The sequence below is a fragment of the Enterococcus sp. DIV1315a genome, assembly GCF_051712325.1.
Lineage (GTDB): Bacteria > Bacillota > Bacilli > Lactobacillales > Enterococcaceae > Enterococcus > Enterococcus faecalis.
The window spans coordinates 177,922-203,979 of the sequence record NZ_JBIOOS010000001.1; the positions used below are offsets into that span (position 1 = coordinate 177,922).

Annotated in this window: 23 protein-coding genes and 1 riboswitch; of the genes, 16 read left to right on the forward strand and 7 right to left on the reverse strand. The window is 39.1% G+C overall.

The window, feature by feature from the left end; genetic code table 11:
• Positions 1 to 3 precede the first annotated feature (3 nt).
• Positions 4 to 753, forward strand: coding sequence for a tRNA pseudouridine(38-40) synthase TruA (gene truA, locus IGJ03_RS00865; protein ID WP_002376397.1), 750 nt, complete (start codon positions 4 to 6; stop codon positions 751 to 753).
• Positions 754 to 803: 50 nt separating this feature from the next.
• Here the strand turns inward: truA and IGJ03_RS00870 are convergent, their stop codons facing one another.
• From IGJ03_RS00870 to IGJ03_RS00880, 3 genes are all read right to left on the reverse strand, one after another.
• Complete coding sequence (locus tag IGJ03_RS00870; RefSeq protein WP_002381365.1) at positions 804 to 1,115, reverse strand: heavy metal-binding domain-containing protein; 312 nt, start codon at positions 1,113 to 1,115, stop codon at positions 804 to 806.
• Between the two features lie 132 nt (positions 1,116 to 1,247).
• Positions 1,248 to 2,603 carry a branched-chain amino acid transport system II carrier protein gene (gene brnQ / locus IGJ03_RS00875; protein ID WP_002361550.1) on the reverse strand — a complete coding sequence of 452 codons (1,356 nt, stop codon included), beginning with the start codon at positions 2,601 to 2,603 and terminating at the stop codon, positions 1,248 to 1,250.
• 90 nt (positions 2,604 to 2,693) lie between these two features.
• The gene (locus IGJ03_RS00880) at positions 2,694 to 3,185 is read right to left on the reverse strand and encodes a GNAT family N-acetyltransferase (RefSeq protein WP_002391263.1); all 492 of its coding nucleotides are present in this window, start codon (positions 3,183 to 3,185) and stop codon (positions 2,694 to 2,696) included.
• A gap of 173 nt (positions 3,186 to 3,358) precedes the next feature.
• On the opposite strand from IGJ03_RS00880, the gene IGJ03_RS00885 reads away from it, so the two are divergent.
• Positions 3,359 to 3,943, forward strand: a complete 585-nt coding sequence (locus IGJ03_RS00885; RefSeq protein WP_002394583.1) for a TIGR00730 family Rossman fold protein — start codon at positions 3,359 to 3,361, stop codon at positions 3,941 to 3,943.
• A gap of 44 nt (positions 3,944 to 3,987) precedes the next feature.
• Here IGJ03_RS00885 and IGJ03_RS00890 read toward each other — a convergent pair whose 3' ends face one another.
• The 3 genes from IGJ03_RS00890 to IGJ03_RS00900 form a co-directional block, all read right to left on the reverse strand.
• The gene (locus tag IGJ03_RS00890) at positions 3,988 to 4,728 is read right to left on the reverse strand and encodes an amino acid ABC transporter ATP-binding protein (RefSeq protein ID WP_010777351.1); all 741 of its coding nucleotides are present in this window, start codon (positions 4,726 to 4,728) and stop codon (positions 3,988 to 3,990) included.
• A gap of 11 nt (positions 4,729 to 4,739) precedes the next feature.
• Positions 4,740 to 6,323: an ABC transporter substrate-binding protein/permease gene (locus IGJ03_RS00895; protein ID WP_002381368.1), complete on the reverse strand. Its 1,584-nt coding sequence runs from the start codon at positions 6,321 to 6,323 to the stop codon at positions 4,740 to 4,742.
• A gap of 194 nt (positions 6,324 to 6,517) precedes the next feature.
• Positions 6,518 to 6,692, reverse strand: a riboswitch (Lysine riboswitch).
• A 189-nt stretch (positions 6,693 to 6,881) separates the two neighbouring features.
• Positions 6,882 to 7,178 (reverse strand): hypothetical protein, encoded by a 297-nt coding sequence (locus tag IGJ03_RS00900; protein ID WP_002356244.1) that lies wholly within the window; start codon positions 7,176 to 7,178, stop codon positions 6,882 to 6,884.
• 172 nt (positions 7,179 to 7,350) lie between these two features.
• On the opposite strand from IGJ03_RS00900, the gene IGJ03_RS00905 reads away from it, so the two are divergent.
• The 5 genes from IGJ03_RS00905 to IGJ03_RS00925 all read left to right on the forward strand — a co-directional run bounded on the left by IGJ03_RS00905 (position 7,351) and on the right by IGJ03_RS00925 (position 12,943).
• Complete coding sequence (locus IGJ03_RS00905) at positions 7,351 to 8,064, forward strand: NAD-dependent protein deacylase (protein WP_002408256.1); 714 nt, start codon at positions 7,351 to 7,353, stop codon at positions 8,062 to 8,064.
• A 4-nt stretch (positions 8,065 to 8,068) separates the two neighbouring features.
• Positions 8,069 to 8,914, forward strand: coding sequence for a chorismate mutase (locus IGJ03_RS00910; protein ID WP_002363448.1), 846 nt, complete (start codon positions 8,069 to 8,071; stop codon positions 8,912 to 8,914).
• A 10-nt stretch (positions 8,915 to 8,924) separates the two neighbouring features.
• A complete protein-coding gene (locus IGJ03_RS00915) occupies positions 8,925 to 9,437 on the forward strand; it encodes a transcription repressor NadR (protein WP_002356248.1) in 513 nt (170 codons plus the stop codon).
• Between the two features lie 227 nt (positions 9,438 to 9,664).
• Complete coding sequence (locus tag IGJ03_RS00920) at positions 9,665 to 11,176, forward strand: glucosaminidase domain-containing protein (RefSeq protein WP_375804839.1); 1,512 nt, start codon at positions 9,665 to 9,667, stop codon at positions 11,174 to 11,176.
• Positions 11,177 to 11,452: 276 nt separating this feature from the next.
• Entirely contained in the window at positions 11,453 to 12,943 is a 1,491-nt protein-coding gene (locus IGJ03_RS00925; RefSeq protein ID WP_002361555.1) for an aldehyde dehydrogenase family protein, read from the forward strand.
• A 233-nt stretch (positions 12,944 to 13,176) separates the two neighbouring features.
• On the opposite strand, the gene IGJ03_RS00930 is transcribed toward IGJ03_RS00925, so the two are convergent.
• Positions 13,177 to 14,160 carry an L-lactate dehydrogenase gene (locus IGJ03_RS00930; RefSeq protein WP_002356251.1) on the reverse strand — a complete coding sequence of 328 codons (984 nt, stop codon included), beginning with the start codon at positions 14,158 to 14,160 and terminating at the stop codon, positions 13,177 to 13,179.
• A gap of 335 nt (positions 14,161 to 14,495) precedes the next feature.
• Between IGJ03_RS00930 and pth the strand changes: the two genes are divergently transcribed.
• From pth to ftsH, 9 genes are all read left to right on the forward strand, one after another.
• Complete coding sequence (gene pth, locus IGJ03_RS00935) at positions 14,496 to 15,062, forward strand: aminoacyl-tRNA hydrolase (protein ID WP_002361556.1); 567 nt, start codon at positions 14,496 to 14,498, stop codon at positions 15,060 to 15,062.
• A gap of 19 nt (positions 15,063 to 15,081) precedes the next feature.
• On the forward strand, positions 15,082 to 18,621 hold the full coding sequence (gene mfd / locus IGJ03_RS00940; protein WP_002388750.1) for a transcription-repair coupling factor: 3,540 nt from the start codon (positions 15,082 to 15,084) through the stop codon (positions 18,619 to 18,621).
• 15 nt (positions 18,622 to 18,636) lie between these two features.
• On the forward strand, positions 18,637 to 20,226 hold the full coding sequence (locus IGJ03_RS00945) for a putative polysaccharide biosynthesis protein (RefSeq protein WP_002383878.1): 1,590 nt from the start codon (positions 18,637 to 18,639) through the stop codon (positions 20,224 to 20,226).
• 14 nt (positions 20,227 to 20,240) lie between these two features.
• Complete coding sequence (locus tag IGJ03_RS00950) at positions 20,241 to 20,504, forward strand: RNA-binding S4 domain-containing protein (RefSeq protein ID WP_002356255.1); 264 nt, start codon at positions 20,241 to 20,243, stop codon at positions 20,502 to 20,504.
• Between the two features lie 254 nt (positions 20,505 to 20,758).
• Positions 20,759 to 21,238 carry an FtsB family cell division protein gene (locus IGJ03_RS00955; protein WP_375804838.1) on the forward strand — a complete coding sequence of 160 codons (480 nt, stop codon included), beginning with the start codon at positions 20,759 to 20,761 and terminating at the stop codon, positions 21,236 to 21,238.
• A 44-nt stretch (positions 21,239 to 21,282) separates the two neighbouring features.
• A complete protein-coding gene (locus IGJ03_RS00960) occupies positions 21,283 to 21,762 on the forward strand; it encodes a S1 domain-containing RNA-binding protein (protein WP_002356258.1) in 480 nt (159 codons plus the stop codon).
• 85 nt (positions 21,763 to 21,847) lie between these two features.
• The gene (gene tilS, locus IGJ03_RS00965) at positions 21,848 to 23,236 is read left to right on the forward strand and encodes a tRNA lysidine(34) synthetase TilS (protein ID WP_438711059.1); all 1,389 of its coding nucleotides are present in this window, start codon (positions 21,848 to 21,850) and stop codon (positions 23,234 to 23,236) included.
• Positions 23,237 to 23,254: 18 nt separating this feature from the next.
• Positions 23,255 to 23,800: a hypoxanthine phosphoribosyltransferase gene (gene hpt / locus IGJ03_RS00970; RefSeq protein ID WP_002356260.1), complete on the forward strand. Its 546-nt coding sequence runs from the start codon at positions 23,255 to 23,257 to the stop codon at positions 23,798 to 23,800.
• A 93-nt stretch (positions 23,801 to 23,893) separates the two neighbouring features.
• The gene (gene ftsH, locus IGJ03_RS00975) at positions 23,894 to 26,050 is read left to right on the forward strand and encodes an ATP-dependent zinc metalloprotease FtsH (RefSeq protein WP_438711060.1); all 2,157 of its coding nucleotides are present in this window, start codon (positions 23,894 to 23,896) and stop codon (positions 26,048 to 26,050) included.
• Positions 26,051 to 26,058 lie beyond the last annotated feature (8 nt).

The window sequence follows — 26,058 nt, forward strand, 5'->3', positions numbered from 1 at the left end:
ATTATGCCCCGCTATAAAGCAATCATTGCCTATGATGGCACTCATTTTCATGGCTTTCAAAAGCAGCCTAATGAGCGTACCGTTCAAGAAGAAATAGAAAAAACGTTAGCACGCATGAATAATGGACGCTCCGTGACGGTTTTTGGTTCAGGACGAACAGATGCAGGGGTTCATGCAATGGGCCAAGTGATTCACTTTGATTATCCGCAGGAACGTCCGTTGGAAAAAATGCGCTTTGCGTTAGACACACAAACACCAGAAGACATTGCTGTGCGCAGCGTGGAACGTGTTTCAGAAGACTTTCATGCACGTTATCACGTGATCGAAAAAACCTATCAATTTAAAGTGGATATTGGCAAACCGCGAAGTCCATTTCGACGTTTTTATGCTAGTTATTTTCCGTATCCCATTGATCTCGAAAAAATCCAACAAGCTTTGCCTGATTTATTAGGCACCCATGATTTTACCTCTTTCTGTGCCTCAGGAAGTTCGGTAGAAGATAAAGTCCGAACCATTCATGAAGCCAGTGTTCATGTCAATGAAACGGGGGATGAATTAACATTCACTTTTCGGGGCGATGGTTTCTTGTACAAAATGATTCGGATTTTAGTTGGTACGCTATTGAAAATCGGCAATGGGCGGCTGGAACCAACCGCGATTCCAGCAATTATCGCAGCCAAAGATCGAAATTTAGCAGGTCCGACTGCTCATCCAGAAGGATTGTATTTAGCAGAAGTGAAATATGAAAAATAAAAAGACGTAGACCTTACAAGAAAAGGTCTGCGTCTTTTTAGTTGCAAAATTTAGATGTATTTAACAGCTGTTCCGTAAGCCACGACAGATTGCATGTCTGTGCCAATTGTGCCAGAATCAAAACGCATCATCACAACGGCATCTGCACCTAATTTAGAGGCTTCTGCTTTTAAACGTTCGATTGCTTGGTCGCGTGCTTCTCGTTGCATATCAGTGTAACCTTTGATTTCACCGCCAACTACGCTTTTTAGTCCAGCACCTAAATCTTTAAACATATTTTTAGAACGTGTGGTTAACCCGAAAACTTCTCCAATAATTTCATATTCTTGACCGCTAATTCTCTCGGTTGTTGTAACTAACATGGGCAATTTCCTCCAGTACTTGTTGGTAACTTCAATTTACCATAGTCAAGAGTTTGGTACAACGAATATACATAAAAACGACACTAGAAAAGATGCGCTTCCGCATTTTTTCTAGTGTCGTTTTGGTAAGAATTAATCAAGAATAGGATCTTTTTTAGAAATCATGACCCAAACCCAACTAATTAGAAAAGCAACCGTTGCTGGAACGACCCAGCCCATGCCAATAGTGAACAATGGTAAGTATTGGCCGGCTTTTTCTAAAAGCGTTGTTACAAACGCCGTATCTTTGATAAAGGCAGGCGCGCTATTTAATGCATCTAAAACAGCAGCAATCAATGTGATATAGGTCGTTGCTTGATAGACTTCCCGTCGATGTTTGAAAATAGGACTGATGATTACCAAAAGCATTAAAGTAATCGCCAATGGATAAAGGAACATCAAGACTGGAACGGCAAATTGAATGATGTTGGTTAAGCCGACATTTGCAAAAATAGCTGGTAAAATAACAACAATTGCCAAGAATTTTTGATAGGAAACTTTCGGAAACATTTCTTCAAAAGTCTCAGAAAAGGCTGTGCTTAAGCCGATACCGGTTTTTAAACAAGCAAGAACTACGATAAAAGCCAGTAAAATACTCCCTGGTAGGCCTAAATAGTAATTGGCAATTTGGGCTAAGGCAATCCCGCCGTTTTCACTGATTGGAAAAGCCCCGATACTCATTGTTCCCATATAAGCAAGTAAGGTATAGATAATCCCCATCAATACAACACTGAAAGCACCTGATTTAATCATTCCTTTAGCGATATCTCCTGGTTTTTCGACGCCCATATTTCGTAAAGTGGAAACGACAACAATCCCAAAAGCTAATGAAGCTAAAGCATCCAACGTATTATAACCTTCTGTAAATCCTTTAAAGAAAGGACTTGAAATATAATTTTCACCAACAGCGGCACTGGCCACATGACCTAATGGTTTTACAAAGGCTAAAACAATCAAAATTCCTAGCAATGCTAAAAATAACGGATTTAAAAATTTACCCACATAATCTAAGATTTTACTTGGCTTTCTAGAGAAGAGCCAAACGGCTAAGAAAAATAATGCGGAAAAACCAGCAAGAACCAGCCATTGCAAGTCTTTAGGAACAAATGGTGCAAGACCAATCTCAAAAGAAGTAGTTGCTAACCTTGGTAAAGCAAAGAAAGGACCAATCGTTAAATATAATAGTAAGGTAAAAATAAGAGCATAACGACGATTAATCCGAGAAGCTAAGTCAAAAACACCTGAACTTTTAGAAACACCCATAGCAATGACACCAAGAAAAGGTAAGCCAATTCCAGTGGCTAAGAAGCCCAAGTTTGCTAAAAAGACGGAAGCCCCCGCTTCTTGTCCCATATGTACAGGGAAAATTAAATTTCCAGCACCGAAAAACAAACCGAATAACATTGAACCAACGTATAGATAATCACGCCAAACTAACTTTTTTTGCATAGATTCACACTCCTTAATATTGTCTTATTATTTAAAATAACAGAAGAAGAAACAGAGAGCAACCAGTTTTTATAGAAAACATTGGTTTTCTTATTTTTCTATGAAATAAGCATACTGATAATCATCACAATAGTGTCCATTTATATAAAATTCTTCTTTAAAATGTGCTTCCTGCACAAAATCATGTTTTTCATAGAATCGAATGGCTTCTTGATTGGTAGCCATTACTCGCAAACTCAGCTTATGAATCCCGCTTATCTGGGCCATATCTTTGACATACGACAACAAAGAACCACCAATCCCTTGTCCTTGGAAATCTGGCGAAACGCCAATACTTAGTAGCCATTGCTTTTGATGAGCTGCTAACGAAGTGGGCGGATGGACTTCAATAAATCCAGCGAGTTGTTGTCCGCTGATGGCAACGAAAATCGTTTCATCTTTCATTTTTTCTTGATATGCCGCAAGCGAGAGTGGTTGTATCTCGGCAGGGGTATTCTTTTTTGTCCAAATGATTTGGTCCAAGGCATGTAATGCGGGCCAATCTGCTTCGGCAACTAAGCGAATAGTGAGTGAGGTAGACAAGATAATAGGGCTCCTTTTTCTGAAATTTTAAAATATAAAAAGACTATAGCATTTATTGTCTGAAAATTCAAATACTTTTAAAACGAAAAGAAAAATGGCTGCACCTTTTCGATAAAATCAAAATATGCTACCATAGCTACCAGAGGATAGATGGTAAAAAAGAATCTATCTAAATGGAGGGTATGTTTGTGAAAAAAATGGCAGTATATTGTGGCGCCAGTCTGGGGAATGAGCCAATCTATCAGCAAGCTGCAGTAGCGTTAGCCGCTTGGATGAAAGAAAATCACTATGATCTAGTTTATGGCGGTGGCAATGTTGGTCTAATGGGTACGGTGGCTGACACGCTTTTAGCAGAAGGTGGAGAGGTAATTGGTGTTATGCCCACTTTTTTAATGGAGCGGGAGATTGCACATAATGGCATTACAAAGATGCATACAGTTAGCGATATGCATGCGCGTAAGAAAAAGATGATTGAATTGGCAGATGTGTATTTAGCTTTGCCCGGTGGTCCAGGTACACTCGAAGAAATTAGCGAGGTGATCTCTTGGGGCCGAGTCGGTGAACATATGAATCCTTGTATTTTATACAACGTGAATGGTTACTATGATTTATTAGCTGCTTTTTTTGATAAAATGGTAGAAACTAATTTCTTAACAGCGGCGGATCGAGCTAAAATTTTCATTTCAGATTCCTTAGAAGAAATTGGTGCATTTATTGATTCCTATGAACCGCCAATGATTCGTCAATACAAAAAATAACAAAAGAGGCAGTCACTCTAACCAGAATGACTGCCTCTTTTTTACTAGTTTTTCGTTAGAATCCGATGTAAGAACTCTTTTGTCCGAGCTTCTTTTGGATGGACAAAAATATCTTCAGCGGTTCCTTCTTCGGCAATGACACCTTTATCCATGAAAATAACACGATCGGATACGTCCCGCGCAAATTCCATTTCATGTGTTACAATCACCATTGTTAGCCCTGTATGGGCAAGATTTTTCATCGTTTTTAGCACTTCGCCAACCATTTCAGGATCCAATGCAGAAGTTGGTTCATCGAAAAGTAAAACATCTGGATCCATTGATAATGCTCGAGCAATGGCTACCCGTTGCTTTTGTCCACCAGATAATTGAGCAGGTTTGGCATCAATAAAACGAGCCATGCCAACTTTTTCTAAATTTTCTAAGGCAATTTTTTTGGCTTCTTCTTTGTTTCTTTTTAGGACAGTCATCTGACCAGAAGTACAGTTTTCTAAGACATTCATGTTATTAAATAAATTGAATGATTGGAAAACCATACCTAAATGGGTCCGATATTTGGGCAAACTATAACCACGTTCTAAAACATTTTTACCATTATAGATGATTTTGCCATCTGTTGGTTTTTCTAACAAATTAATACAACGTAATAACGTTGATTTACCAGAACCAGAAGAACCGATAATGGTGACAACTTCTCCTTTATTGACGTTCATATTGATATCTTTTAATACTTCGTTTTCGCCAAAGCTTTTTCGTAAATGTTTAATTTCAATAATTGCACTCATCTGTTTGCCTCCTAGCTTTCTTTTCCTTCTTCAGTTAATTCTTCTACTTTAACGTAAGCAGAAGGGCCATCCATTTTACGTTCCACAACACGTAAGATTCGTGTAATCACAAAAGTCATTACCAAGTACATGATGCCGACAATTGTAAAGGTTTGGAAGAACTGGAAGTTTGCGCCAGAAGCAGCATTCCCTTGGAAGAATAAATCTGCAACACCGATAACACTTAACACGGCTGTATCTTTGATATTAATGACAAATTCATTCCCTGTTGCAGGTAAAATATTACGTAATACTTGGGGAATAACGACTTTACGCATTGTTTGTCCATGGGTCATCCCAATCGCTTGTGCTGCCTCGAATTGTCCTTTATCCACTGCGAAAATACCTCCGCGAACAATTTCAGACATATAGGCACCAGTATTCACAGAAACGATAAATAATGCGGCCACTGTTCGGTCTAAAGAGATGCCAAAAGCTAGAGCTAAACCATAGAAAATAACCATTGCTTGAACCATCATTGGTGTACCACGGAAAACTTCAATATAAATAGAAAGAATTAAATTTCCTAATTTTTGGAAGAAACGAGCGACTGGGTTTTCAGAATCTGGAATTGTACGGAAGACACCAATTAGTAAACCAAGGGTTGTTCCGACGACCGTCCCGATTAACGCGATAAATAGCGTTAAACCAGCACCACGTAAAAACATGTCGCCATATTGATTCCAAATATTTTTGAAATCGTTAATAAGTCCTGTTTTTTGTTCATCACTATCTGTTGCTGCAGGTTGATCCTTGATTGCTTGGTCCATAATTTTTGTCCGTTCATCTTGAGAAATACCTGCTAAAATTTTGTTTACTTTTTCAATGTCTGGATCGCCTTTACGCATGCCGACTGCTACTTGTGAGTCTTCAGCGCTAGCATCAAAGCCATTTTCTTTTGGAAATTCTAACATTTTTAATTCTTTATTGACACTAGTTGCTGTTATGCCTTCAGGGCGTTCACTAACATACCCATCAATCATGCCAGAAGCAAGTGCTGTTCGCATAGCTGAAAAGTTATCCATTGCTTGCTGTTTATTGACATTTGGAATTTGATCAATTAATCCGTAGTGGAATGTATTTAGTTGAGCCGTAATTTTAGCATCAGCTAAATCTTTCAAGCTTTTTGCATTAGCGTATTTGCCATCTTTTTTTACAATTACGACAAATTGTGATTCATAATAAGGGTTTGTAAAAGCAATTTCTTTTTTTCGTTCAGCGGTTGGGCTCATTCCGGCGATAATGGCATCAATTTTTCCAGATTGTAAGGCGGGCGCCAAGCCATCCCATTTGGTTTGGACGATTACTAATTTACGACCTAAACCATCGGCAATTTTTTTAGAAATTTGAACATCATAGCCGCCTGCATAAGAGTTGCCTTGAATAGGCACTGCGCCATGTGCGTCATTTTTCTGTGACCAGTTAAAAGGGGCGTAGCCAGCTTCCATGCCGACACGAAATTCACCATTTTCCTCCGCCGAAGCGTTGGTTGTCATGCCAAGTAACGAAAATAGCGTGACAAGTAGTAGACTGAATGAAAAAACTTTTTTGTTCATCTTTTTCTCTCCTTTAAATTTCTTGTCTGATTGATCGTTTTGTCTTTTTTCAATCAACAAGCTTTGATAATCAGCTGAGCAAAAGCGATTCTGTCTTTTTAAAGGAGAATACTTCTGTCACAACCTATTTTTGAATACAAAAAAACAACCAAACAGATGTAAGGTTGCTAGGTAATGTCGAAAAAAATTCCTCAACGAAACATAGCACAACTTAGCATCACTACTAAGACAGTCCGCAAGCTCTTAACTTACGTCCCAACACACAACAGAAGAGGCTCCGTTATGCATTTCGGCGATTGATCCTAAACTTGCTTCCCAGTGTCCTCTCACTCCACAAGCGTAATAAAAACCGCGACCTCTACCTCTTTTTTGAGGCACTATTCAGTTATTAAATTCAGTTATTAATTTTAGGATAAATCCAGAAGAAAGTCAATATGTTCCAGCAAAGGAATTTATCAAGAGGACACAAACAGCATGAAATTAGCGTAACATTTTCCTTACGAAATAGAAACTAATACGAAAAAAGCAACCATTCCTAAAGGAACAGTTGCTTTTTACTTAAGCTTTGACAGCTTTTGGTTCACGACCTAAAATAGCTTGAAGAACAGTCAATACACCTAAAGAAGCTAAAATTGTATAAATTAGACTTGAGTAAGTTAAGATACCGAAATCCCAAGTTTTGTAAACTAATAAAACAATTGCTAAGGCGATAATAGCGATAACGTTGAAGAACGCAAAAGCCCAAAGATTTCCGTTTTCTTTACGAGAAAGATAAAAAACAGAGAACCAAATGCTTAAAACGCCCCAAGCGATGCAGGCAATAATTGCAGCCCAATAAATAATAAATGCGACCATTGTTGTTTCACCTCACTTTTACTCATGCATATTTTACCACGAGTTGAGAAATTTGTCACAAACTCTTTCAAGATAAATCAATATATAGGTAAGAAGTTTTCAAAAAGTGGAAAAACTTTTGGTGCTAATGTTAAAATACGTTATAATATAGAAGATTAGGAGCTGAATCGATATGCAAGATATCACGCAAGCTGAGGCAATTCATTGGTTGGCAACCCAACAAAAAATCACATTTTTAACAGGTGCGGGTATCTCGACAGCCTCAGGTGTGCCAGATTATCGTTCCTTAAAAGGTGTCTATCAAGGAATCCAGCAACCGGAATACTTATTGAGCCGGACTTGCTTAAAAACAGAGCCAGAAAAGTTTTATCAATTCGTTAAAACGCTCTATCATCCAGACGCACAACCTAATATCATTCACCAGAAAATGGCCCAATTAGAGCAAATGAAACGGGGAAAAATTGTTTCACAAAATATTGATGGGCTTCATCGAAAAGCAGGTAGCCAAGAAGTGGTGGACTTTCACGGTAATTTATATGAATGTTATTGCCAAACTTGTGGTACAACGGTTCCTTGGCAAGACTATTTACTTAGTGATCGGCACGCAGACTGTCATGGACAAATCCGTCCAGCTATTACTTTGTATGAAGAAGGATTATCCGAAGAGGCAATCGAAAAAGCCATTCAGGCCGTTGCTTCTGCCGACTTAATCGTGATTGTCGGCACGAGTTTTCAAGTGCATCCATTTTGCGATTTGATTCATTATAAACAACCAACGGCAGCTATTTTAGCCATTAATCAAACGCCGCTATTTTTACAACAACCTTATTATTTTTTAGAAGCGAAAGCCGAAACGATATTTGCAGAATTAACGATAAAGGAGTAACGGAATGGAAGAATTTAAATCAGAAAAAGAAAAAATGATCGCAGGTGCACTATATTTTGCCTCAGATCCTGAATTAGTGGCTGATCGCAAAAAAGCCCGTGAACAAATGGCGTTAATTAACCAACAACCAGACACTTATATTCGTCGTCAATTAATAGAAGAAACGTTTGGAAAAGTGGGTGTCGGGACGTACATCGAACCGATGATTCAATTTGATTATGGCTACAACATTTCTGTGGGAAAAAATTTCTATGCCAATTTTAATAACGTTTTTTTAGATGTTTGTCCAATCGAAATTGGCGATAACTGTATGTTTGGACCCAATGTGCAACTTTATACAGCCGAGCATCCATTACAAGCGGCCAAGCGTAATAGCGGAATGGAATCAGGGAAACGAATTATCATTGGCAACAATGTTTGGATTGGCGGTGGAGCGATTGTCCTTCCAGGCGTAACATTAGGCGATAATGTAGTGGTAGCAGCAGGCGCTGTTGTGACCAAATCGTTTCCAGAAAACTGTGTGATCGCAGGTAATCCAGCACGGATAATTAAAGAATTGACTGAAGATGACGCCCCAACAACTTCTTTAGAACAACAACGAGCAAAGATTAACCAAATCGATAAGGAACTGGTCCGTTTATTAGAACAGCGGATGGACGTCGTCGCAGAGATTGCTGCAGTGAAAAAGAAAGCAGGTCATGCGGTTTTTGATTCTGAAAGAGAACAACAAGTATTAGAAACTATTCTGAATCATGTTGAAAATGCCGAGTATGAAGAAACATTATCTGAGACTTTCCAGGGAATTATGGACGCCTCTAAACGTTTCCAAGAAAAACATTTAGGAGAGTGAGGCGAAGGTCGTGGATGGAGAAATCAGAAGAAGAGAGATTGTTAAAAGATTAAGAGAGACCGAAAAGCCAATTAGTGCCACTCGTTTTGCAAAAGCTTTTGATGTCAGCAGACAAATTATTGTAGGAGATGTCGCTCTATTACGGGCGACAGGGGTCGAAATTGTCGCAACAGCTCGAGGGTATATGTTGGAACAACCTTTAGAAGGAATTGAGCGGAAAATTGCTTGTCAACATACGCCTGAACAAACGAGAGAAGAATTGTCAGTCATTGTTGCCAAAGGTGGAGAAGTGGTAGATGTGAGTATTGCACATCCGCTTTATGGGGAATTAATCGGCAGTTTGCGCATTCAATCAGAGAAAGATATTGATAAATTTATGGACAAGTATCAAAAAGAGCATGCTACATTACTATCAGTTTTAACAGGAGGCGTCCATCTGCATACTATTCGCTGTGCAGACGAAGAAACTTTCCAAGAAATCAAAGAGGCACTTCGAAAAAAAAGTATTTTGTTTGAAGGATAACGAGAAAAAGAGAGGACGTTGATGTTTGTTCAAGCCCTTTCTTTTTTTTCTTAGAAAATTACCAAAAAAAGATAGAAGAATTTGTGAATTTTCTTCTATTTTTTTAACTTTTTGCTAGAAATTTTTTATGAAACAGTATACTATTAAAAAAGGAGCCATTTAAACAATAACTATGTCAATTATTATGTTGGTACATAAAAATAAATGGAGAAAAATAAAAAAGGAGAATGAGTATGAAAAAACAATTTGCCCTGTTCTCTACCTTATTACTTTTAGGTTCATCAATGCCAGTAGGTGCATTTGCAGAAGGTAATAACTTGGTAGCTGAAAATAGTTCTGTTGCAGAAACAACCGCAGAAGCAACAACTGCTGAAGCCACTGAAACGACAGCGACTAGTGAAACAACAGAAGCGACAGAAGAAACAACAACTGAAACAGAAAGTTCAACCGAATCAAGTGAATCTACAACCACGGAGTCCACGGAAACGTCAGGAACCGAAACGACAGATTCCACAACGGATTCAACATCCACAAGTACGACAGAATCGACTACTGACTCCACCTCAACGAGTACAACAGAGTCAACCACAGATTCTACGTCAACAAGTACAACTGAATCAAGTACCACGCCGACGACTACACCAAGTTCTTCTAAAGAACAGCCAAAACCTGGCACGAGTACTTCTGAATCAAAACAGCCGGCGAAACCAGTGACACCAACAGCGCCAGCTGAAAAGCCAGTAGAACAACCAGCAACGTCAACACCGCAGCCCGAAATAGTCCCACCAGTTACAAATGAAACGGTTGGGTTAGTGGAAGACGATGAGACGTTTACGGTCAGCAAAACGAAGAAGACAGAAGAGTTTATTCAAGAAATCGGTGAATCTGCTCGGAAAGTGGCCAAGGACAAAAACTTATATGCTAGTGTGATGATTGCTCAAGCAATTTTAGAAAGTGGCAGCGGCAATAGTAAATTAAGCCAGAAACCAAACTACAATTTGTTTGGTATTAAAGGCGATTACAAAGGTCAATCTGTTTCTTTTATTACCTATGAAGACAATGGTTTCGGTAACCTATACACAGTAGAAGCAAAATTCCGTCAATATCCAACGTATAAAGAATCAATGGAAGATTATGCGAAATTATTGAAAAATGGTTTAGATTCCAATAAAGATTTCTATCATGGTGTCTGGAAAACGGAAGCCAAAACATACAAAGAAGCGACACGTTTCCTAACAGGAAAATACGCAACGGACAAAGATTATCATAAGAAATTAAATGCGTTAATTAAAACATACGATTTAACTTATTATGATAAAGAAAAAGCAACCGTTGAACCAATGGAATCAAATTTCCCAGCCTATAATGGCAAAAACTATGACACCTTTAATAGTTATGCTTGGGGCAACTGTACACAATATGTCTACAACCGTATTACGCAATTAGGTAAACGTGTGGACTTAACAATGGGGAATGGTCAAGATTGGGGCGAAACAGGTCGTGCACGCGGGTACAAAGTAAGTCGTACACCAAAAGCAGGCGCAGCGGTTTCCTTCCCAGCTGGCGTTTTAGGCGCAGACAATACTTATGGTCATGTCGCATTTGTGGAAAAAGTCTTTAAAGATGGTAGCATCTTAATTTCTGAAATGAACGTGAAGGGATTAAACGTTGTTTCGACACGTACAATCTCAGCTGATGAAACACATTTAATGAACTATATCGTTCCAAAAGATAAATAAAAAAATCAGCTCTTTGTCAATAAGAACGAATGAGTTGGAAAAATCAAAGCTAGCACTGAAGAAGCAATTTTAATTCTTCAGTGCTAGCTTTTTTTGTGGCAAAAGTTCTCTCCAATAAAGTTTAATACATTCAGTTATTGCCAGGCGGTTTCAGGTCGGGATGAGTTAGCAACAGTCGCTGAGAGCTATATTTTTTTTAGGTAGAATCATTTACTTTTAGGTGGAAGATGTCTTATAATTGTAAGCGGATACAAAAATAAAAAAAGAGGTGGGTAAATGAGTAAAAAAGAAATAAATCAAGTAGTTGCCAGTAGCTATCAATTGTATATTAATGGAGAGTGGACAACAGGTAGTGGTAACAAAATGATTGCTAGTTACAATCCTAGTAATGGTGAAAAATTAGCAGAATTTGTTGATGCCACAAATGCAGATGTGGATCGAGCTGTAGAAGCAGCCCAAGAAGCGTTTCAGACATGGAAAGATGTTGATGTTGTAACAAGAAGCAATCTTTTATTGAAAATTGCTGATTTGATTGAAGAAAATCAAGAACATTTGGCTATGGTGGAGACTTTAGATAATGGAAAACCGCTTCGGGAAACGCAGTCAATTGATGTCCCTGCCAGTGCAGACCATTTTCGGTATTTTGCTAGTGTGATTCGTGGAGAAGAAGGGTCTGTCAAAGAATTTGATAAGGATACGTTATCCATTGTTGTGAAAGAACCCATTGGTGTTGTGGGTCAAATTATTCCGTGGAATTTCCCCTTATTAATGGGTGCTTGGAAATTAGCACCAGCGTTGGCAGCAGGTAATACGGTTGTGATTCATCCGTCCTCGAGCACATCATTAAGTTTGTTGGAATTGTTTAAGATTTTTGATCAAGTCTTGCCGAAAGGAGTAGTGAATTTAATCACCGGTCGTGGTTCTGATTCAGGAAATTATATGTTGGCACATCCAGGGTTTGATAAGCTAGCTTTTACAGGCTCAACAGAGGTGGGGTACACTGTCGCTAAAGCGGCGGCCGACCGCCTAATTCCAGCCACTTTAGAACTTGGCGGAAAATCAGCCAACATTATTTTTGAAGATGCCAATTGGGAACGTGCATTAGAAGGCGTGCAGTTAGGGATTTTATTCAATCAAGGGCAAGTTTGTTGTGCTGGGTCTCGTGTGTTCGTTCAGTCAGGTATTTATGATCAATTTGTAGAAGCTTTAAAGGAAAAGTTTGAACAAGTGAACGTTGGTTTCCCGTGGGAAAAAGATGTTGAAATGGGCGCTCAGATCAATGAGCATCAATTGGAAGAAATTTTAAAATATGTCGAAATTGGTGTGAAGGAAGGAGCTACACTGATTACTGGTGGGCAACGTTTAACAGAAAATGGGCTAGACAAGGGGGCATTTTTAGCACCTACGTTATTAGCGAATGGCACGAATACAATGTGCGTGGCCCAAGAAGAAATCTTTGGTCCTGTTGCAACAGTGATTAAATTTGAAACGGAAGAAGAAGTCATTCGTTTAGCTAATGATTCTGAATATGGTCTAGGTGGTGCGGTCTTTTCTCAAGATATCAATGTGGCATTACGGGTTGCTCGTGGTGTACGGACAGGTCGGATGTGGGTCAACACATACAATCAATTGCCTGCGGGCGCGCCATTTGGCGGTTATAAAAAATCAGGAATTGGTCGAGAAACGCATAAATCAATGCTAGATGCTTATACGCAAATGAAAAATATTTACATTGTGACAAAAGAAGAAGCAGACGGACTGTATTAAGTAGTGTAGTGAATTTTAGATAACAAACTTATTTTTGGCTATTGTTAGTTTTCGAGCTAAACAAAACAATAATTTTTTTTAAAAGTTGAGTGATGAGTAAAGTAAAACAGATTAAAAGTAAAGCCTGGTACAAAAATCACTTTGGATTTTTGTACCAGGCTTTAAAGCGGAGTAACAATAGTGGTCACTCTTGGTTGTTTTTAATTTTCGAATATTGAATATTATAGAAGGAGTTATTTTGCTTCTTCTGCTTCAAATTTAGCAAAAGCTGTTTCAATAACTTCTTTTAATGCAGAAGCAGAAGCTTCCATTTTTTCTTGTTCAGCATCTGTTAATGGAATTTCAATGACTTGTTTAACTCCTTGGCGGTTGATGATCGCTGGTGCACCGATATAAATATCGTTTTGACCATATTCACCTTCTAAATAAACAGATAATGGTAACACAGAGTTTTCATCGTTTAGGATAGCTTTAGTGATACGCGCTAGTGCCACCGCGATTCCATAGAAAGTAGCTCCTTTTTTCTCGATGATTGTGTAAGCAGCGTCGCGTACGTTGAAGAATAAATTAACCATTGCTTCTTCATCAACGTCAGGATTATTTTTCACCCATTCGTAAATTTGTAAGCCAGCGACATTCGCATGTGACCAAACTGGGAATTCTGTATCTCCGTGTTCCCCTAAGATGTAGGCATGGACATTTCGTGCATCAACGTCAACTAATTCGGCAATTGCTTGACGGAAACGAGCAGAATCTAGTGAAGTTCCTGAACCGATTACTCGTTCTTTCGGGAAGCCAGAGAATTTCCAAGTTGAATAAGTCAAAATATCGACTGGGTTTGCGGCAACTAAGAAGATACCGTTGAAACCAGAATCAACAATTGTTGTAACGATTTCTTTATTAATTTTCAAGTTTTTATGAACTAAGTCTAAACGAGTTTCGCCTGGTTTTTGAGGCGCGCCAGCTGTTAAGACAACTAAGTCTGCATCATGGCAATCGTCATAAGTAGCAGCATAGATTTTTTTAGGAGAAGTAAATGCTAATGCGTGAGATAAGTCCAACGCGTCTCCTTCAGTTTTTGGTACATTAATATCAATAATCCCAACTTCTTGAGCAATATTCTGAGTTACTAAAGCAAAGGCATAGCTAGAACCTACGGCACCGTCCCCGACTAAAATTACTTTTTGGTGATCTTTATTCCCTGCAGCTGCAGTCATGTGTACCATTCCTTCCTCTACATTCTTTTTCATGAGCAACGAGTTTTTATTTCCTGTTGCTAAAGTGATAGTAACATGGTTTGTAAAAAATGTCACGAACTTTGATTGTAAAAATGATACAGTTTTCAGACCTGTTTCAAAATGGTAGCTCTTACATGTGCGTAATTTCACTATCTTGCGCATATTTAAATTTCTAAAAAATTTTTTTACATCTTTCTTAATCTTCAAAGACTGCGAGTTTTTTTATTTCTATGGTATAATGAATAAAACTGGGTAGCGCATACGCTTCCCAGCCATTTTGTGTTGGCAAGCTTATAATCCAAGGAGAATGAAAGATGAAAGTAATCGTAGGACTGGGAAATCCCGGTAGTAAATACAAAGAAACAAAACACAACATTGGCTTTATTACGCTAGATGAAATTGCGTATCGGCAAAATGTTTCGTTTAATAATAGTAATTTTGAAGCAGATATTGCAGAGTTTTTTATAGGGACTGAGAAAGTATTGTTAGTGAAACCATTAACATTTATGAATGAATCAGGTCGCTCTGTTGGTCCGTTGTTGACCTACTTTGGGGTAGATGAGGAAGACTTGATTGTTATTTATGATGACTTAGACTTAGAGGTCGGTAAAATTCGTTTACGGCAAAAAGGTAGTGCTGGCGGCCACAATGGGATAAAAAGTCTGATTGCCCATTTAGGCACAAATGTCTTTCCTAGAATTAAAATTGGCATTGGTCGGCCCTCAAAAAATGATACAGTTATCCACCATGTACTAAGTACTTTTCCCAAAGAAACACACGAAGAGATGTTACTTGCTGTAAAAAAAGCAGCCGATGCCGCTTTATATGCATGCGAAGGACATACGTTTGTTGAAACAATGAATCAATTTAATGGAAAATAGCAGAAAGGAGGGCCCTTGTTTGAATATTATCGAACGAATTAGCCAAACAGAAATTGCTAAATCATGGCGCAGTCAACTAATGACAACAGGAACGCGCCAACTAATTACTGGGTTATCAGGCTCTGCTAAAACATTACTGATGGCAGGCGCTTTACAAAAGACGCATCAAAAAATTGTTATTGCGGTCCCAAACCTATACTATGCCAATCAATTAGTAGATGATTTTTTAAATATTTTACCTTCAGAACAAGTTCATCTATTTCCAGTAGATGAAGTGTTATCCGCCGAAATGGCCTTTTCTTCACCAGAAGCGCGCGCAGATCGAGTGAGTGCGTTAAATTTCCTGATGACAGCGAATGCAGGAATCGTGGTCGTACCAGTAGCTGGACTACGAAAATATTTGCCAACGAAAGAAACGTGGCAAAATGCGCAACTTCATTGGGAAATCGGGACAGAAGTAGAACCTGAAATCCTCGCGCAACGCTTAGTGTTAATGGGCTATGAACGCCAATCGATGGTCGGAAAGCCCGGCGAATTTAGTATTCGCGGAAGCATTGTTGATGTCTATCCGCTAAATGCCGAATACCCTGTTCGGGTGGAACTGTTTGATGTTGAAATTGACTCAATCCGTTATTTTGAAGCAGATACCCAACGTTCATTAGAAAATCTTGAAGAAGTAACGATTTCACCAATGACTGATTTAGTATTCTCAAAGGCAGATATGAATCATGGCATGACGAGGTTACAAGATGCTCTAGAAAAACGTTTAGCGACAGCTAAAGATCAAACGGAGACCGATTTTTTAGAAGAATATTTTGGTCAGTTGCTGTCTTCTTGGGAACAAGGGATTCCTACAGAAAATGCTCACTATTATACAGATTTTCTGTACCAACAAAAAACTACGCTGTTAGATTATTTACCAGAAAATAGTTTGCTTTTTGTGGATGATTATTCTCGTATGATGGAAACGGAGCGAGAAATCGCTAGAGAGGAAGCGGAATGGCAAACCCTGAAAATTGAAGAAATGCGCGTGTTTTCTGAACAAACTTTTGGCGTAGACTTTCATGATCAATTGCGAAAAACTGCACGAAATACGACCTTCTTTTCACTTTTTCAAAAAGGAATGGGGAATCTTCGTTTCCAAGAAGTCCATAATTTCCAATATCGTTCAATGCAACAATTCTTCGGTCAAATGCCGTTGCTAAAAGCGGAAGTGGACCGTTGGCAAAAGCAAAACCAAACGGTCGTTGTTTTTGTTCCTACGAAAGAACGGATTCAAAAAGTCGAAGAGCTATTTCAGGACTTTGACATACCTAGCGTAGTAAGCAATTGGGATCAGTTGTTAGATGGGCATGTTCAAATTGTCCAAGGGGCATTACAAACAGGGTTTGAATTACCTAAAAACAAGCTCGTGGCGATTACGGAAAAAGAAATTTTTCATACAACGACCAAAAAACGGGCACGTCGTCAAACAATCTCTAATGCGGAACGTTTGAAAAGTTATAGCGACTTAAAAACGGGCGATTATGTCGTTCATGCGAATCACGGGATTGGTAAATATATTGGTATGGAAACCTTAGAAGTTGATGGGGTCCATCAAGATTACATGACTATCTTGTACCAAAATGATGACAAGTTATTTATTCCAGTAACACAATTGAACTTGATTCAAAAGTTCGTTGCTTCCGAGTCTAAAACGCCGAAAATTAACAAGCTAGGCGGCAGTGAATGGACGAAAACCAAACGAAAAGTTGCTTCGAAAATTGAAGATATCGCGGATGATTTAATCTTACTTTATGCGACAAGAGAATCGGAAAAAGGCTATGCTTTTCCGCCAGATGATGCGTATCAAAAAGAATTTGAAGAGGCTTTTCCGTATTCTGAAACAGATGATCAATTACGTAGTGCTGCCGAAATTAAACACGACATGGAAAAATCTCGACCAATGGATCGTTTGTTAGTTGGCGATGTAGGGTTTGGTAAAACAGAAGTGGCTTTACGAGCGGCTTTCAAAGCTGTTAGCAACAATAAACAGGTTGCCTTTTTAGTGCCAACAACTATTTTAGCGCAACAACATTACGAAACGATTCAAGAGCGGTTTGAGGGCTTTCCTGTAGAAATTGGTTTATTAAGTCGTTTCCGCACGAAAAAACAGCAAAATGAAACAATTGAAAAAATTAAACATGGCCAAGTAGATATTGTGATTGGTACCCATCGTTTATTGTCGCAAGATATTAATTTTAGTGATTTAGGCTTGTTGATTATTGATGAGGAACAACGGTTTGGAGTGAAACATAAAGAACGACTAAAACAATTGCGTTCACAAGTGGATGTCTTGACGTTAACAGCAACGCCAATCCCAAGGACCCTTCATATGTCGATGTTAGGTGTCCGTGATTTATCCGTCATCGAAACCCCACCAGAGAATCGTTATCCGATCCAAACGTATGTCATGGAAAATAATCCTGGGGCGATTCGGGAAGCGATTGAGCGAGAAATGGCCCGAGATGGCCAAGTCTTTTATTTATACAATCGAGTAGATACGATTGAACGAAAAGTTGAAGAGTTACAAGCACTAGTTCCAGATGCACGAATTGCGTATGCACATGGTCAAATGACAGAAGTACAACTGGAGAATACTTTGTTTGATTTTATTGAAGGACAATATGATATATTAGTCACTACAACGATTATTGAAACAGGAGTAGATATTCCTAATGCTAATACCTTGTTTGTAGAAAATGCGGACTACATGGGCTTATCTACGTTGTATCAATTACGTGGTCGTGTGGGGCGTAGCAATCGAGTGGCCTATGCTTATTTTATGTACGAACAGCAAAAAATCCTAAACGAAGTTAGTGAGAAACGTTTAGAAGCAATTAAAGACTTTACAGAATTAGGTTCTGGGTTCAAAATTGCGATGCGTGACCTTTCCATTCGAGGGGCCGGAAACCTTCTTGGTGCCCAACAACATGGCTTCATTGATTCGGTTGGGTTTGATATGTACTCACAGATGTTATCTGAGGCAGTTGCTCGTAAACAAGGAAAAAATATCCAAGACCAAAAAACGTCTGTTGAAATTGATTTGGGCATTGATGCTTATATTCCAGGAACGTACATTACAGACGAACGACAAAAAATTGAAATTTATAAACGGATTCGTCAATTAGAAAATATGGATATGTACGAAGAATTAGAAGCGGACTTGTTAGACCGCTTTGGAGAGTATCCTGACGAAGTGGCGCATTTATTAACTACTGGCCGTATCAAAATGGATGGCGACCGTGCCTTGTTAGAAAGTATTCGTAAACGCGACCAAAAAGTCAAGTTTGTGTTAAGTAAAATTGGCACAAAAACATACTCTGTGGAGCAGTTGTTTGAAGCGTTATCGGCAACCAGCTTAAAAGCGGATCTAGCAGTTGAGAAAGAACAAATGACTATTTCCTTGAAGTTGCCGAAAGATTGTAAAGAAGCTGTTTGGATTCAAGAAATTGCTACTTTTACAACCGCATTGCGACAAGAAAAATACAAACATTCGCAAGAAACGGATTCCCTTTAAAAGGAGGCCTAGAAGATGGCACAAAAAGAAATGCAACGAATGATGCAAGGTGCCGTTGTGTTAACCATTGCTTCCTTCATTGCAAAAGTGTTGAGTGCGTTTTATCGCGTTCCTTTTCAGAACTTTGTAGGGGATGAAGGATTTTACGTGTATCAGCAAGTTTATCCAATCTATGGGATTGCGATGACATTAGCATTGTCAGGCTTACCGCAATTTATTTCCAAAATTGTTGCTGAACAACCAGATATTCGGAGTCAAAAACAAGTGTTGCGCCAACTGTATCCCTATGTGTTATGGTTAGCAATTGCTTGTTGGGCCTTCTTTTTCTTTGGTAGTCAAGAAATTGCTATTAGTATGGGGGATGCTGCACTCCAACCATTAATGGAAGTTGTTTCCTTTACCTTTTTACTCGTTCCAATTCTTTCCTTCTATCGTGGGAATTTTCAAGGTCATTTATTGATGGTGCCTAGTGGTATTTCACAGGTGATGGAACAGTTTGTGCGTGTCGGGGTTATTCTAGTAGCTGCGTTGTCCTATCATTACTTTGGTGGCTCCATTTACCAAACGGGGACGGTGGCCATGAGTGGTGCGTTGGCTGGCGGTATCTTAGCAGTACTTGTCTTATGGTACTACAATCGAAAAATTCTTAGTGGAAGTACGGAATACTTGCATCAATGGAAGATTATGCCTCAAACCACAGGACTATTTAAACGTTTAATGATTGAGGGTGGTTTGGTCTCTTTATATAGTGCTTTTCTGATTCTATTTCAATTAATTGATTCCTTTAAAGTAAAAAATGCTCTCATGCTTTTCGGGCTCTCTGATTTAGCTGCGAAAGTTGACAAAGGGGTCTATGATAGAGGACAACCACTAGTTCAATTAGGATTGGTAATTGCTTTAGCTTTAAGCTCGACCTTTTTACCAGGTTTGACAAAATATTTTATGAAAAAAGACCGTCAACAATTTTTACAAGTTGCAAAAATCTTTTTGCGCCTTACCACAACCTTGGCATCGGCGGCTTCGATTGGTCTAATGATGTTATTGCCGTACATGAACTTTACACTTTTTAAAGATTATAAAGGCAATGATGTTTTAGGGGTGTATGTTTTATCCATCGCTTTTATGGCCATTATTCAGGCCTACCAAAGTATTGAACAAAGTCGCAATCGTTTTAAAGGTCCTTTAGTGGCAGCTGGTGTGGGCTTATTAGTGAAGTTACTGACAACAGGCTTTTTCACCATTCGTTGGGGAACATTAGGTGCTAGTTGGTCTACTATTCTTGGGTTACTAGCGACGTTATTCGTTTTAGTCCGACAATCGGATGCAGCGATTAATTGTTTTGTTCGAGAACGAAGCTTTTTGAAAAAATTGTTGCTTAGTTTAGCAATCATGATGCTGTCATTACTGGTCTATCAAGGAATTATCTCCATCTTGTTCCAAGGTGTGCATCACCGAAGTCAAGCGTTTTTCGTTACAGTTTTAGGTGTTGCAGTGGGTGGTACAGTTTTTATTAGCACCATCATTAAGTTAGAATTATTTACGATACGTGAATGGTTAAGTTTACCGTATGGCGCAAAAATTTTACGGATGAGACAAAAAAAATAAAAGAGGTGAATGTGATGCGGTTAGATAAATTTTTAAAAGTTTCTCGCATTATTAAAAGAAGAACAGTTGCCAAAGAAGTCGCTGATAAAGGTCGGATTCAAATCAACGGAGTCTTAGCCAAATCTTCTAGTACTGTGAAGATTGGTGACCTTGTCAAAATTCAATTTGGGAACAGAATTTTAGAAGTAGAAGTCCTGCAACTAAATGACTCTACGAAAAAAGAAGATGCCACAAAAATGTATGAAATAAAATCAGAAACACGCGTCTCTGAAGAATAAGCAGGTGAGGATGGAGCGCTTGGCAAGTTCATTGAAAAGATGAATATTCCAAGCGCTTCATCCTTTCAGCGTTTTAATGAAACAGACGCGCCGCTTTTGAAAAAAATTAATAAATCAACCGCTGTTATTTCAAAAGCAAAGAATATTTTAGAAAAAAGCTTGATTTTCTTTAACTTCTCTGAAATTAACATTAGACAAGGTTCTTAGATGTTGGTATAATAAAACGGACAATCCAAAGCGAGTGGAGCGAGACGATGGGAAAGAATGAAAAAAACTCGAAGAAAGTTGCGGCATTGGAAAATGACTACACGAAAGAACAGTATGTCGAATTCCAAAAACAACAGAAACAATTGATTTTTAGACGCAGACGCTTGGCAGCGATTTTTCTCGTGGCCTTCATTATTTTTGCCTTTTCTGGCATCCAATTGATGAAAGATTATCATCGCTTAGGTGCTTTCAAACAAGAACGAGCAGATGCAATTGCTGAATCCGTAGCAGTTGATAAGAAGGTCAAGGATCTAAAAAAAGACGTTGCTTTGTTAAAAGATGATGATTATGTGGCAAAATTAGCACGTAGCCGTTTCCTTCTCTCAAAAGAAGGCGAACAGATTTATCCCACACCAGAACAAATGAAAAAAACACAGACTTCTGGAGCGGAAGAAAGCAAGAGCAGTTCAGAAAAAAAAAGTCAATCACAGTCTTCAACTGAAACAACTAAGTCTTCAGCTGAATAAACTGCAATTATAATTAGGGAAAAAATAGGAGGAACAATTTTTTTATGTCAATCGAAGTAGGAGCTAAATTGCCAGGAAAAGTGTCAGGGATTACTAACTTTGGTGCATTTATTGATTTAGGAGAAGGAAAAACTGGGTTAGTACACATCAGTGAAGTGTCTAATGGATTCGTTAAAGATATTCATGATGTATTAACAGTAGGTGACGAAGTAACAGTGAAAGTAACCTCAGTTGGTGACGACGGCAAAATTGGCTTATCGATCCGTAAAGCACAAGAGCCAGCAGAAGGGCAACAACCAAAACGTGAATTTCAACGTCGTGAAAACAATTATGAGAATCGTGACCGTAATCCACGCGCAGGGGGCAAAAAGCCTTTCAATAAACCACAAGCAAATAACAATAACAATAAACAAGATTTTGACTCATTGATGAGCTCTTTCTTGAAAGATAGTGATGACCGTTTATCTTCATTAAAACGTAATACTGAAGGCAAACGTGGCGGACGTGGCGGACGTCGCGGCTAAGCACAAACAAATAGGGGGACTGGGGATAACGAATGGGTTATTTCTCGGTTCCTCTTTTATTCTAAGGAAGAAAGAAGGGCGAACAATGTTTTGGCAGTTTTATAAACGAGGAAAAGAACAAGGATTTTGGCAACCGCATCAAACAATCGTGGTCGCCGTTTCTGGTGGTGTAGACTCCATGGCCCTTTTGACGTTAATGGAACAGGTGGCAGAAAAAGAACAATTACAATTGGTTGTTGCACACGTCAATCATCAATTGCGAGAAGCGTCGGCACAGGAAGCGCAATATCTCGCTACCTATTGTCAGCAGCGAGAGCTGACGTATTATGAAACGCGTTGGGAAGACCCTGAAAAGCAACGGAATTTAGAAGCAAAAGCGCGCACATTTCGTTATGAATTTTTTAAAGAAGTCATGGAAATTGAAGGTGCGGCGGTCTTAATGACGGCACATCATCTAGACGATCAAGCGGAAACGATTTTAATGAAGCTGATTCGAGGAACTAATTTTTCCCATTCCGCAGGCATTAAAGAGAGACGTCCTTTTGCGACAGGGGAATTGATTCGTCCGTTACTCATTTATCCAAAAGAAGAATTGTATCAATTTGCACAGCGCCAAGCATTCGTTTATTTTGAGGACGAAACGAACCAAACCAATGAATATTTGAGAAATCGGCTCCGTAATCAGGTTTTGCCGCTATTAAAGCAGGAAAATCCGCAATTCTTAGATCAGATTGTTTCTTTTAGTAATGAACAACGTTTTGCCCAAGAATTTATTCAAGAACAAATTGAGCCTCAATTATCTGAAGCCGTAGAACCAACCAAACAAGGCTGGCGCATTCCTTTGAAGAGATTATTAAAAGAAACACCTGCGTACCAGCACTTCTTTTTAACCGCGTTTTTCCAAAAAACATTAGTGCCATTAGGGGTTTCGTTAAACCAACGCCAGATGACACAAATTTTAAAAGTTTTGAATGATGAACGCCAACCGCAAGGCTCGGTTATGTTAGAACAGCAATGGCAACTAGCTAAAAGTTATGATTGGCTGTACTTAGAACAAAAACAGGTTGCACTGCGAGAAGAAGTTACACATTTATTAGTACCTGGCGCGGGGATTTATCTATCGGAAACCGAGTGGCTAGGATTAATTGCGACAGACAAACCGTTTCCTCTTCCTGAAGAGATTAATCAGTGGACGGGTCAGTTGTTAGCGATCCCGTTGACCACAGCCACACCTTTGACCGTTCGTCATCGCCAAAGTGGTGATCGGATTACATTAAAACCAGGGTTTACGAAAAAATTAAGCAGAGTTTTTATTGATCAAAAAGTGCCAAATGAAGCGAGAGAGAGTGCTTGGGTCATTACGGATGAGCAAGAGGAAATCATTTGGGTACCAAAATTTGCAAATTCCTATTTGAGTATTCCTTTAGAAACTGATAAAATACACTACAGACTCCTTTTTAAGACAAAGGAGTAATGCTGAAAGGAGCGCACTATGATAGAAAAAGATATTGAGAAAGTCCTAATCTCCAAAGAAGAAATTCTTGCGAAGTCTGCAGAGCTTGGCAAGCAACTGACAGAAGAATATCAAGGGAAAAATCCTTTAGTGGTCGGTATTTTAAAAGGTGCAGTACCATTTATGGCTGATTTGACTCGTGAAATCAATACTTATTTAGAATTGGACTTTATGGATGTATCTAGCTACGGCAACGCGACAGTTTCTTCAGGCGAAGTAAAAATTGTCAAAGACTTGGACACAAATGTCGAAGGTAGACATATTTTAATCGTAGAAGATATCATCGATAGTGGTCGTACATTAGCGTATTTAGTAGATTTGTTTAGATACCGTAAAGCTGCATCTGTGAAAATTGTTACCTTATTAGATAAACCAGAAGGCCGTGTAGTAGACATTAAAGCTGACTACGTAGGGTTTGATGTGCCCAATGAGTTTGTGGTCGGTTACGGATTAGACTATGCAGAAACGTACCGCAACTTGCCTTATATTGGCGTTTTAAAACCTGAAGTTTACGAATCAAATTAATATCTATCAAGGAATTAATTGTGTTACAATGTAAAGGTCAGGATTGATAAAAGAATAACATGAATTGTAATGATGAGCATAAGGAGGACAGGCATGAACAAAAAGAATAATGGCATGAAAAATGGTTTATACTACGTCTTAGTAGTACTTGCCATGGTCATGGTTGTCTATTTCATTTTTGGAAATAACAACCAACAATCGCCAGACATCGATTACTCAACCTTCCAACAACAATTGGAAGACGGAAAAGTCAAAGACATGACCATTCAACCAACCAATGGGGTTTACCGGATTGAAGGTCAGTATAAAGAAAAACAAGAAGTGAAAGACACAGGTGGTCTGTCATTGTGGGGCTCAACGCAAGCGTCGTCAAAAGGCTTCACAACAACCGTTTTACCTAGTGATACAACCTTAGCTGGCATTCAAGATGCGGCACAAAATAACAAGGTGAAGCTAGTTGTCAAAGAACAATCAACAAGTGGTGCTTGGTTGTCACTGTTGTTTAGTTTCTTACCATTAGTGATTATTTTCTTCTTCTTCTACATGATGATGAGCCAACAAGGCGGTGGCGGTGGCGGCGGTGGCCGTGTGATGAACTTCGGTAAATCCAAAGCCAAAGAAGCCGATAAAAAAGCTAACCGTGTCCGCTTCTCAGATGTAGCTGGTGCGGAAGAAGAAAAACAAGAATTAGTTGAAGTAGTGGAATTCTTAAAAGATCCACGTCGTTTCGCTGAATTAGGCGCACGGATTCCTGCGGGCGTACTATTAGAGGGACCTCCAGGGACTGGTAAAACGTTACTTGCTAAAGCCGTAGCAGGTGAAGCAGGTGTGCCATTTTACTCAATCTCAGGTTCAGATTTCGTTGAAATGTTTGTCGGGGTCGGTGCTAGCCGTGTCCGGGATTTATTTGAAACAGCGAAGAAAAACGCGCCTGCGATTATCTTTATCGATGAAATCGATGCAGTTGGTCGTCAACGTGGTGCTGGTATGGGTGGCGGACACGACGAACGTGAACAAACCCTTAACCAATTATTAGTTGAGATGGATGGTTTTGATGGCAATGAAGGAGTTATCGTAATTGCTGCAACGAACCGTTCAGACGTGTTAGACCCAGCGTTGTTACGTCCAGGTCGTTTTGACCGCCAAATCTTGGTAGGACGTCCAGATGTCAAAGGTCGTGAAGCGATTTTACGTGTTCATGCGAAAAACAAACCGTTAGCTGATGACGTTGATTTGAAAGTTGTTGCACAACAAACACCAGGTTTCGCTGGTGCTGATTTAGAAAACGTCTTAAACGAAGCAGCCTTAGTTGCCGCTCGTCGTAACAAGAAAAAAATTGATGCTTCTGATGTGGATGAAGCCGAAGACCGCGTAATTGCTGGTCCAGCTAAAAAAGATCGCGTGATTAATAAAAAAGAACGCGAAATGGTGGCTTACCATGAAGCGGGACACACAATTGTTGGTTTAGTCTTAAGCCGTGCTCGTGTTGTCCACAAAGTAACGATTATCCCTCGTGGTCGCGCAGGCGGTTATATGATTGCTTTGCCAAAAGAAGATCAATTCTTAATGACTAAAGAAGATATGTTTGAACAAATCGTTGGCTTACTTGGTGGACGTACAGCAGAAGAAATTATCTTTGGTGTTCAATCAACAGGGGCTTCAAATGACTTTGAACAAGCAACAGGGATTGCTCGTAGCATGGTAACGGAATATGGAATGAGCGACAAATTAGGACCTGTTCAATATGAAGGAAACCATCAAGTCTTTGTCGGTCGTGATTATGGTCAAACAAAAGCTTACTCAGAACAAGTGGCGTTTGAAATCGATCAGGAAGTTCGTCGTATCTTAATGGATGCTCATACAAAAGCGCATGAAATTATCGAAGCGCACCGTGAACAACATAAACTAATCGCTGAAAAACTATTAGAATATGAAACATTAGATGCAAAAGCAATCAAATCATTATTTGAAACAGGTAAAATGCCTGAAGGTGCTGACAGCGACTATCCTAGTGAAAAAGAAGCGCAAACATTCGAAGAAGCAAAACGTGCTTTAGAAGAAAAAGAAGCGCAAAAACAAGTTGAAGAAAAGCGAGACTTTGAAGAAGCGAAAAAAGAATTACATGATGAAGCAGAAGAAGTCAAAGTAGAAAGCGAACAAACAGAAAAAGAAGTCCAATCTGAAGAGAAAAAAGATTCAGATTCCAATTCTGAATATGATCGCAATAACTACGAAGATCGTTATAAATAACCAATTAG

Bases quoted from the DNA above. Each gene is read 5' to 3' on its own strand.
- IGJ03_RS00950 (WP_002356255.1), top strand. From the start codon at position 20,241: ATGCGGTTAGATAAATTTTTAAAAGTTTCTCGCATTATTAAAAGAAGA.
- IGJ03_RS00945 (WP_002383878.1), top strand. From the start codon at position 18,637: ATGGCACAAAAAGAAATGCAACGAATGATGCAAGGTGCCGTTGTGTTA.
- pth (WP_002361556.1), top strand. From the start codon at position 14,496: ATGAAAGTAATCGTAGGACTGGGAAATCCCGGTAGTAAATACAAAGAA.
- IGJ03_RS00910 (WP_002363448.1), top strand. From the start codon at position 8,069: ATGGAAGAATTTAAATCAGAAAAAGAAAAAATGATCGCAGGTGCACTA.
- IGJ03_RS00955 (WP_375804838.1), top strand. From the start codon at position 20,759: ATGGGAAAGAATGAAAAAAACTCGAAGAAAGTTGCGGCATTGGAAAAT.
- hpt (WP_002356260.1), top strand. From the start codon at position 23,255: ATGATAGAAAAAGATATTGAGAAAGTCCTAATCTCCAAAGAAGAAATT.
- truA (WP_002376397.1), top strand. From the start codon at position 4: ATGCCCCGCTATAAAGCAATCATTGCCTATGATGGCACTCATTTTCAT.
- IGJ03_RS00925 (WP_002361555.1), top strand. From the start codon at position 11,453: ATGAGTAAAAAAGAAATAAATCAAGTAGTTGCCAGTAGCTATCAATTG.
- IGJ03_RS00890 (WP_010777351.1), bottom strand. From the start codon at position 4,728: ATGAGTGCAATTATTGAAATTAAACATTTACGAAAAAGCTTTGGCGAA.
- IGJ03_RS00920 (WP_375804839.1), top strand. From the start codon at position 9,665: ATGAGTATGAAAAAACAATTTGCCCTGTTCTCTACCTTATTACTTTTA.
- tilS (WP_438711059.1), top strand. From the start codon at position 21,848: ATGTTTTGGCAGTTTTATAAACGAGGAAAAGAACAAGGATTTTGGCAA.
- IGJ03_RS00960 (WP_002356258.1), top strand. From the start codon at position 21,283: ATGTCAATCGAAGTAGGAGCTAAATTGCCAGGAAAAGTGTCAGGGATT.
- brnQ (WP_002361550.1), bottom strand. From the start codon at position 2,603: ATGCAAAAAAAGTTAGTTTGGCGTGATTATCTATACGTTGGTTCAATG.
- IGJ03_RS00870 (WP_002381365.1), bottom strand. From the start codon at position 1,115: ATGTTAGTTACAACAACCGAGAGAATTAGCGGTCAAGAATATGAAATT.
- ftsH (WP_438711060.1), top strand. From the start codon at position 23,894: ATGAACAAAAAGAATAATGGCATGAAAAATGGTTTATACTACGTCTTA.
- IGJ03_RS00930 (WP_002356251.1), bottom strand. From the start codon at position 14,160: ATGACTGCAGCTGCAGGGAATAAAGATCACCAAAAAGTAATTTTAGTC.
- IGJ03_RS00905 (WP_002408256.1), top strand. From the start codon at position 7,351: ATGCAAGATATCACGCAAGCTGAGGCAATTCATTGGTTGGCAACCCAA.
- IGJ03_RS00895 (WP_002381368.1), bottom strand. From the start codon at position 6,323: ATGAACAAAAAAGTTTTTTCATTCAGTCTACTACTTGTCACGCTATTT.
- IGJ03_RS00885 (WP_002394583.1), top strand. From the start codon at position 3,359: ATGGAGGGTATGTTTGTGAAAAAAATGGCAGTATATTGTGGCGCCAGT.
- IGJ03_RS00900 (WP_002356244.1), bottom strand. From the start codon at position 7,178: ATGGTCGCATTTATTATTTATTGGGCTGCAATTATTGCCTGCATCGCT.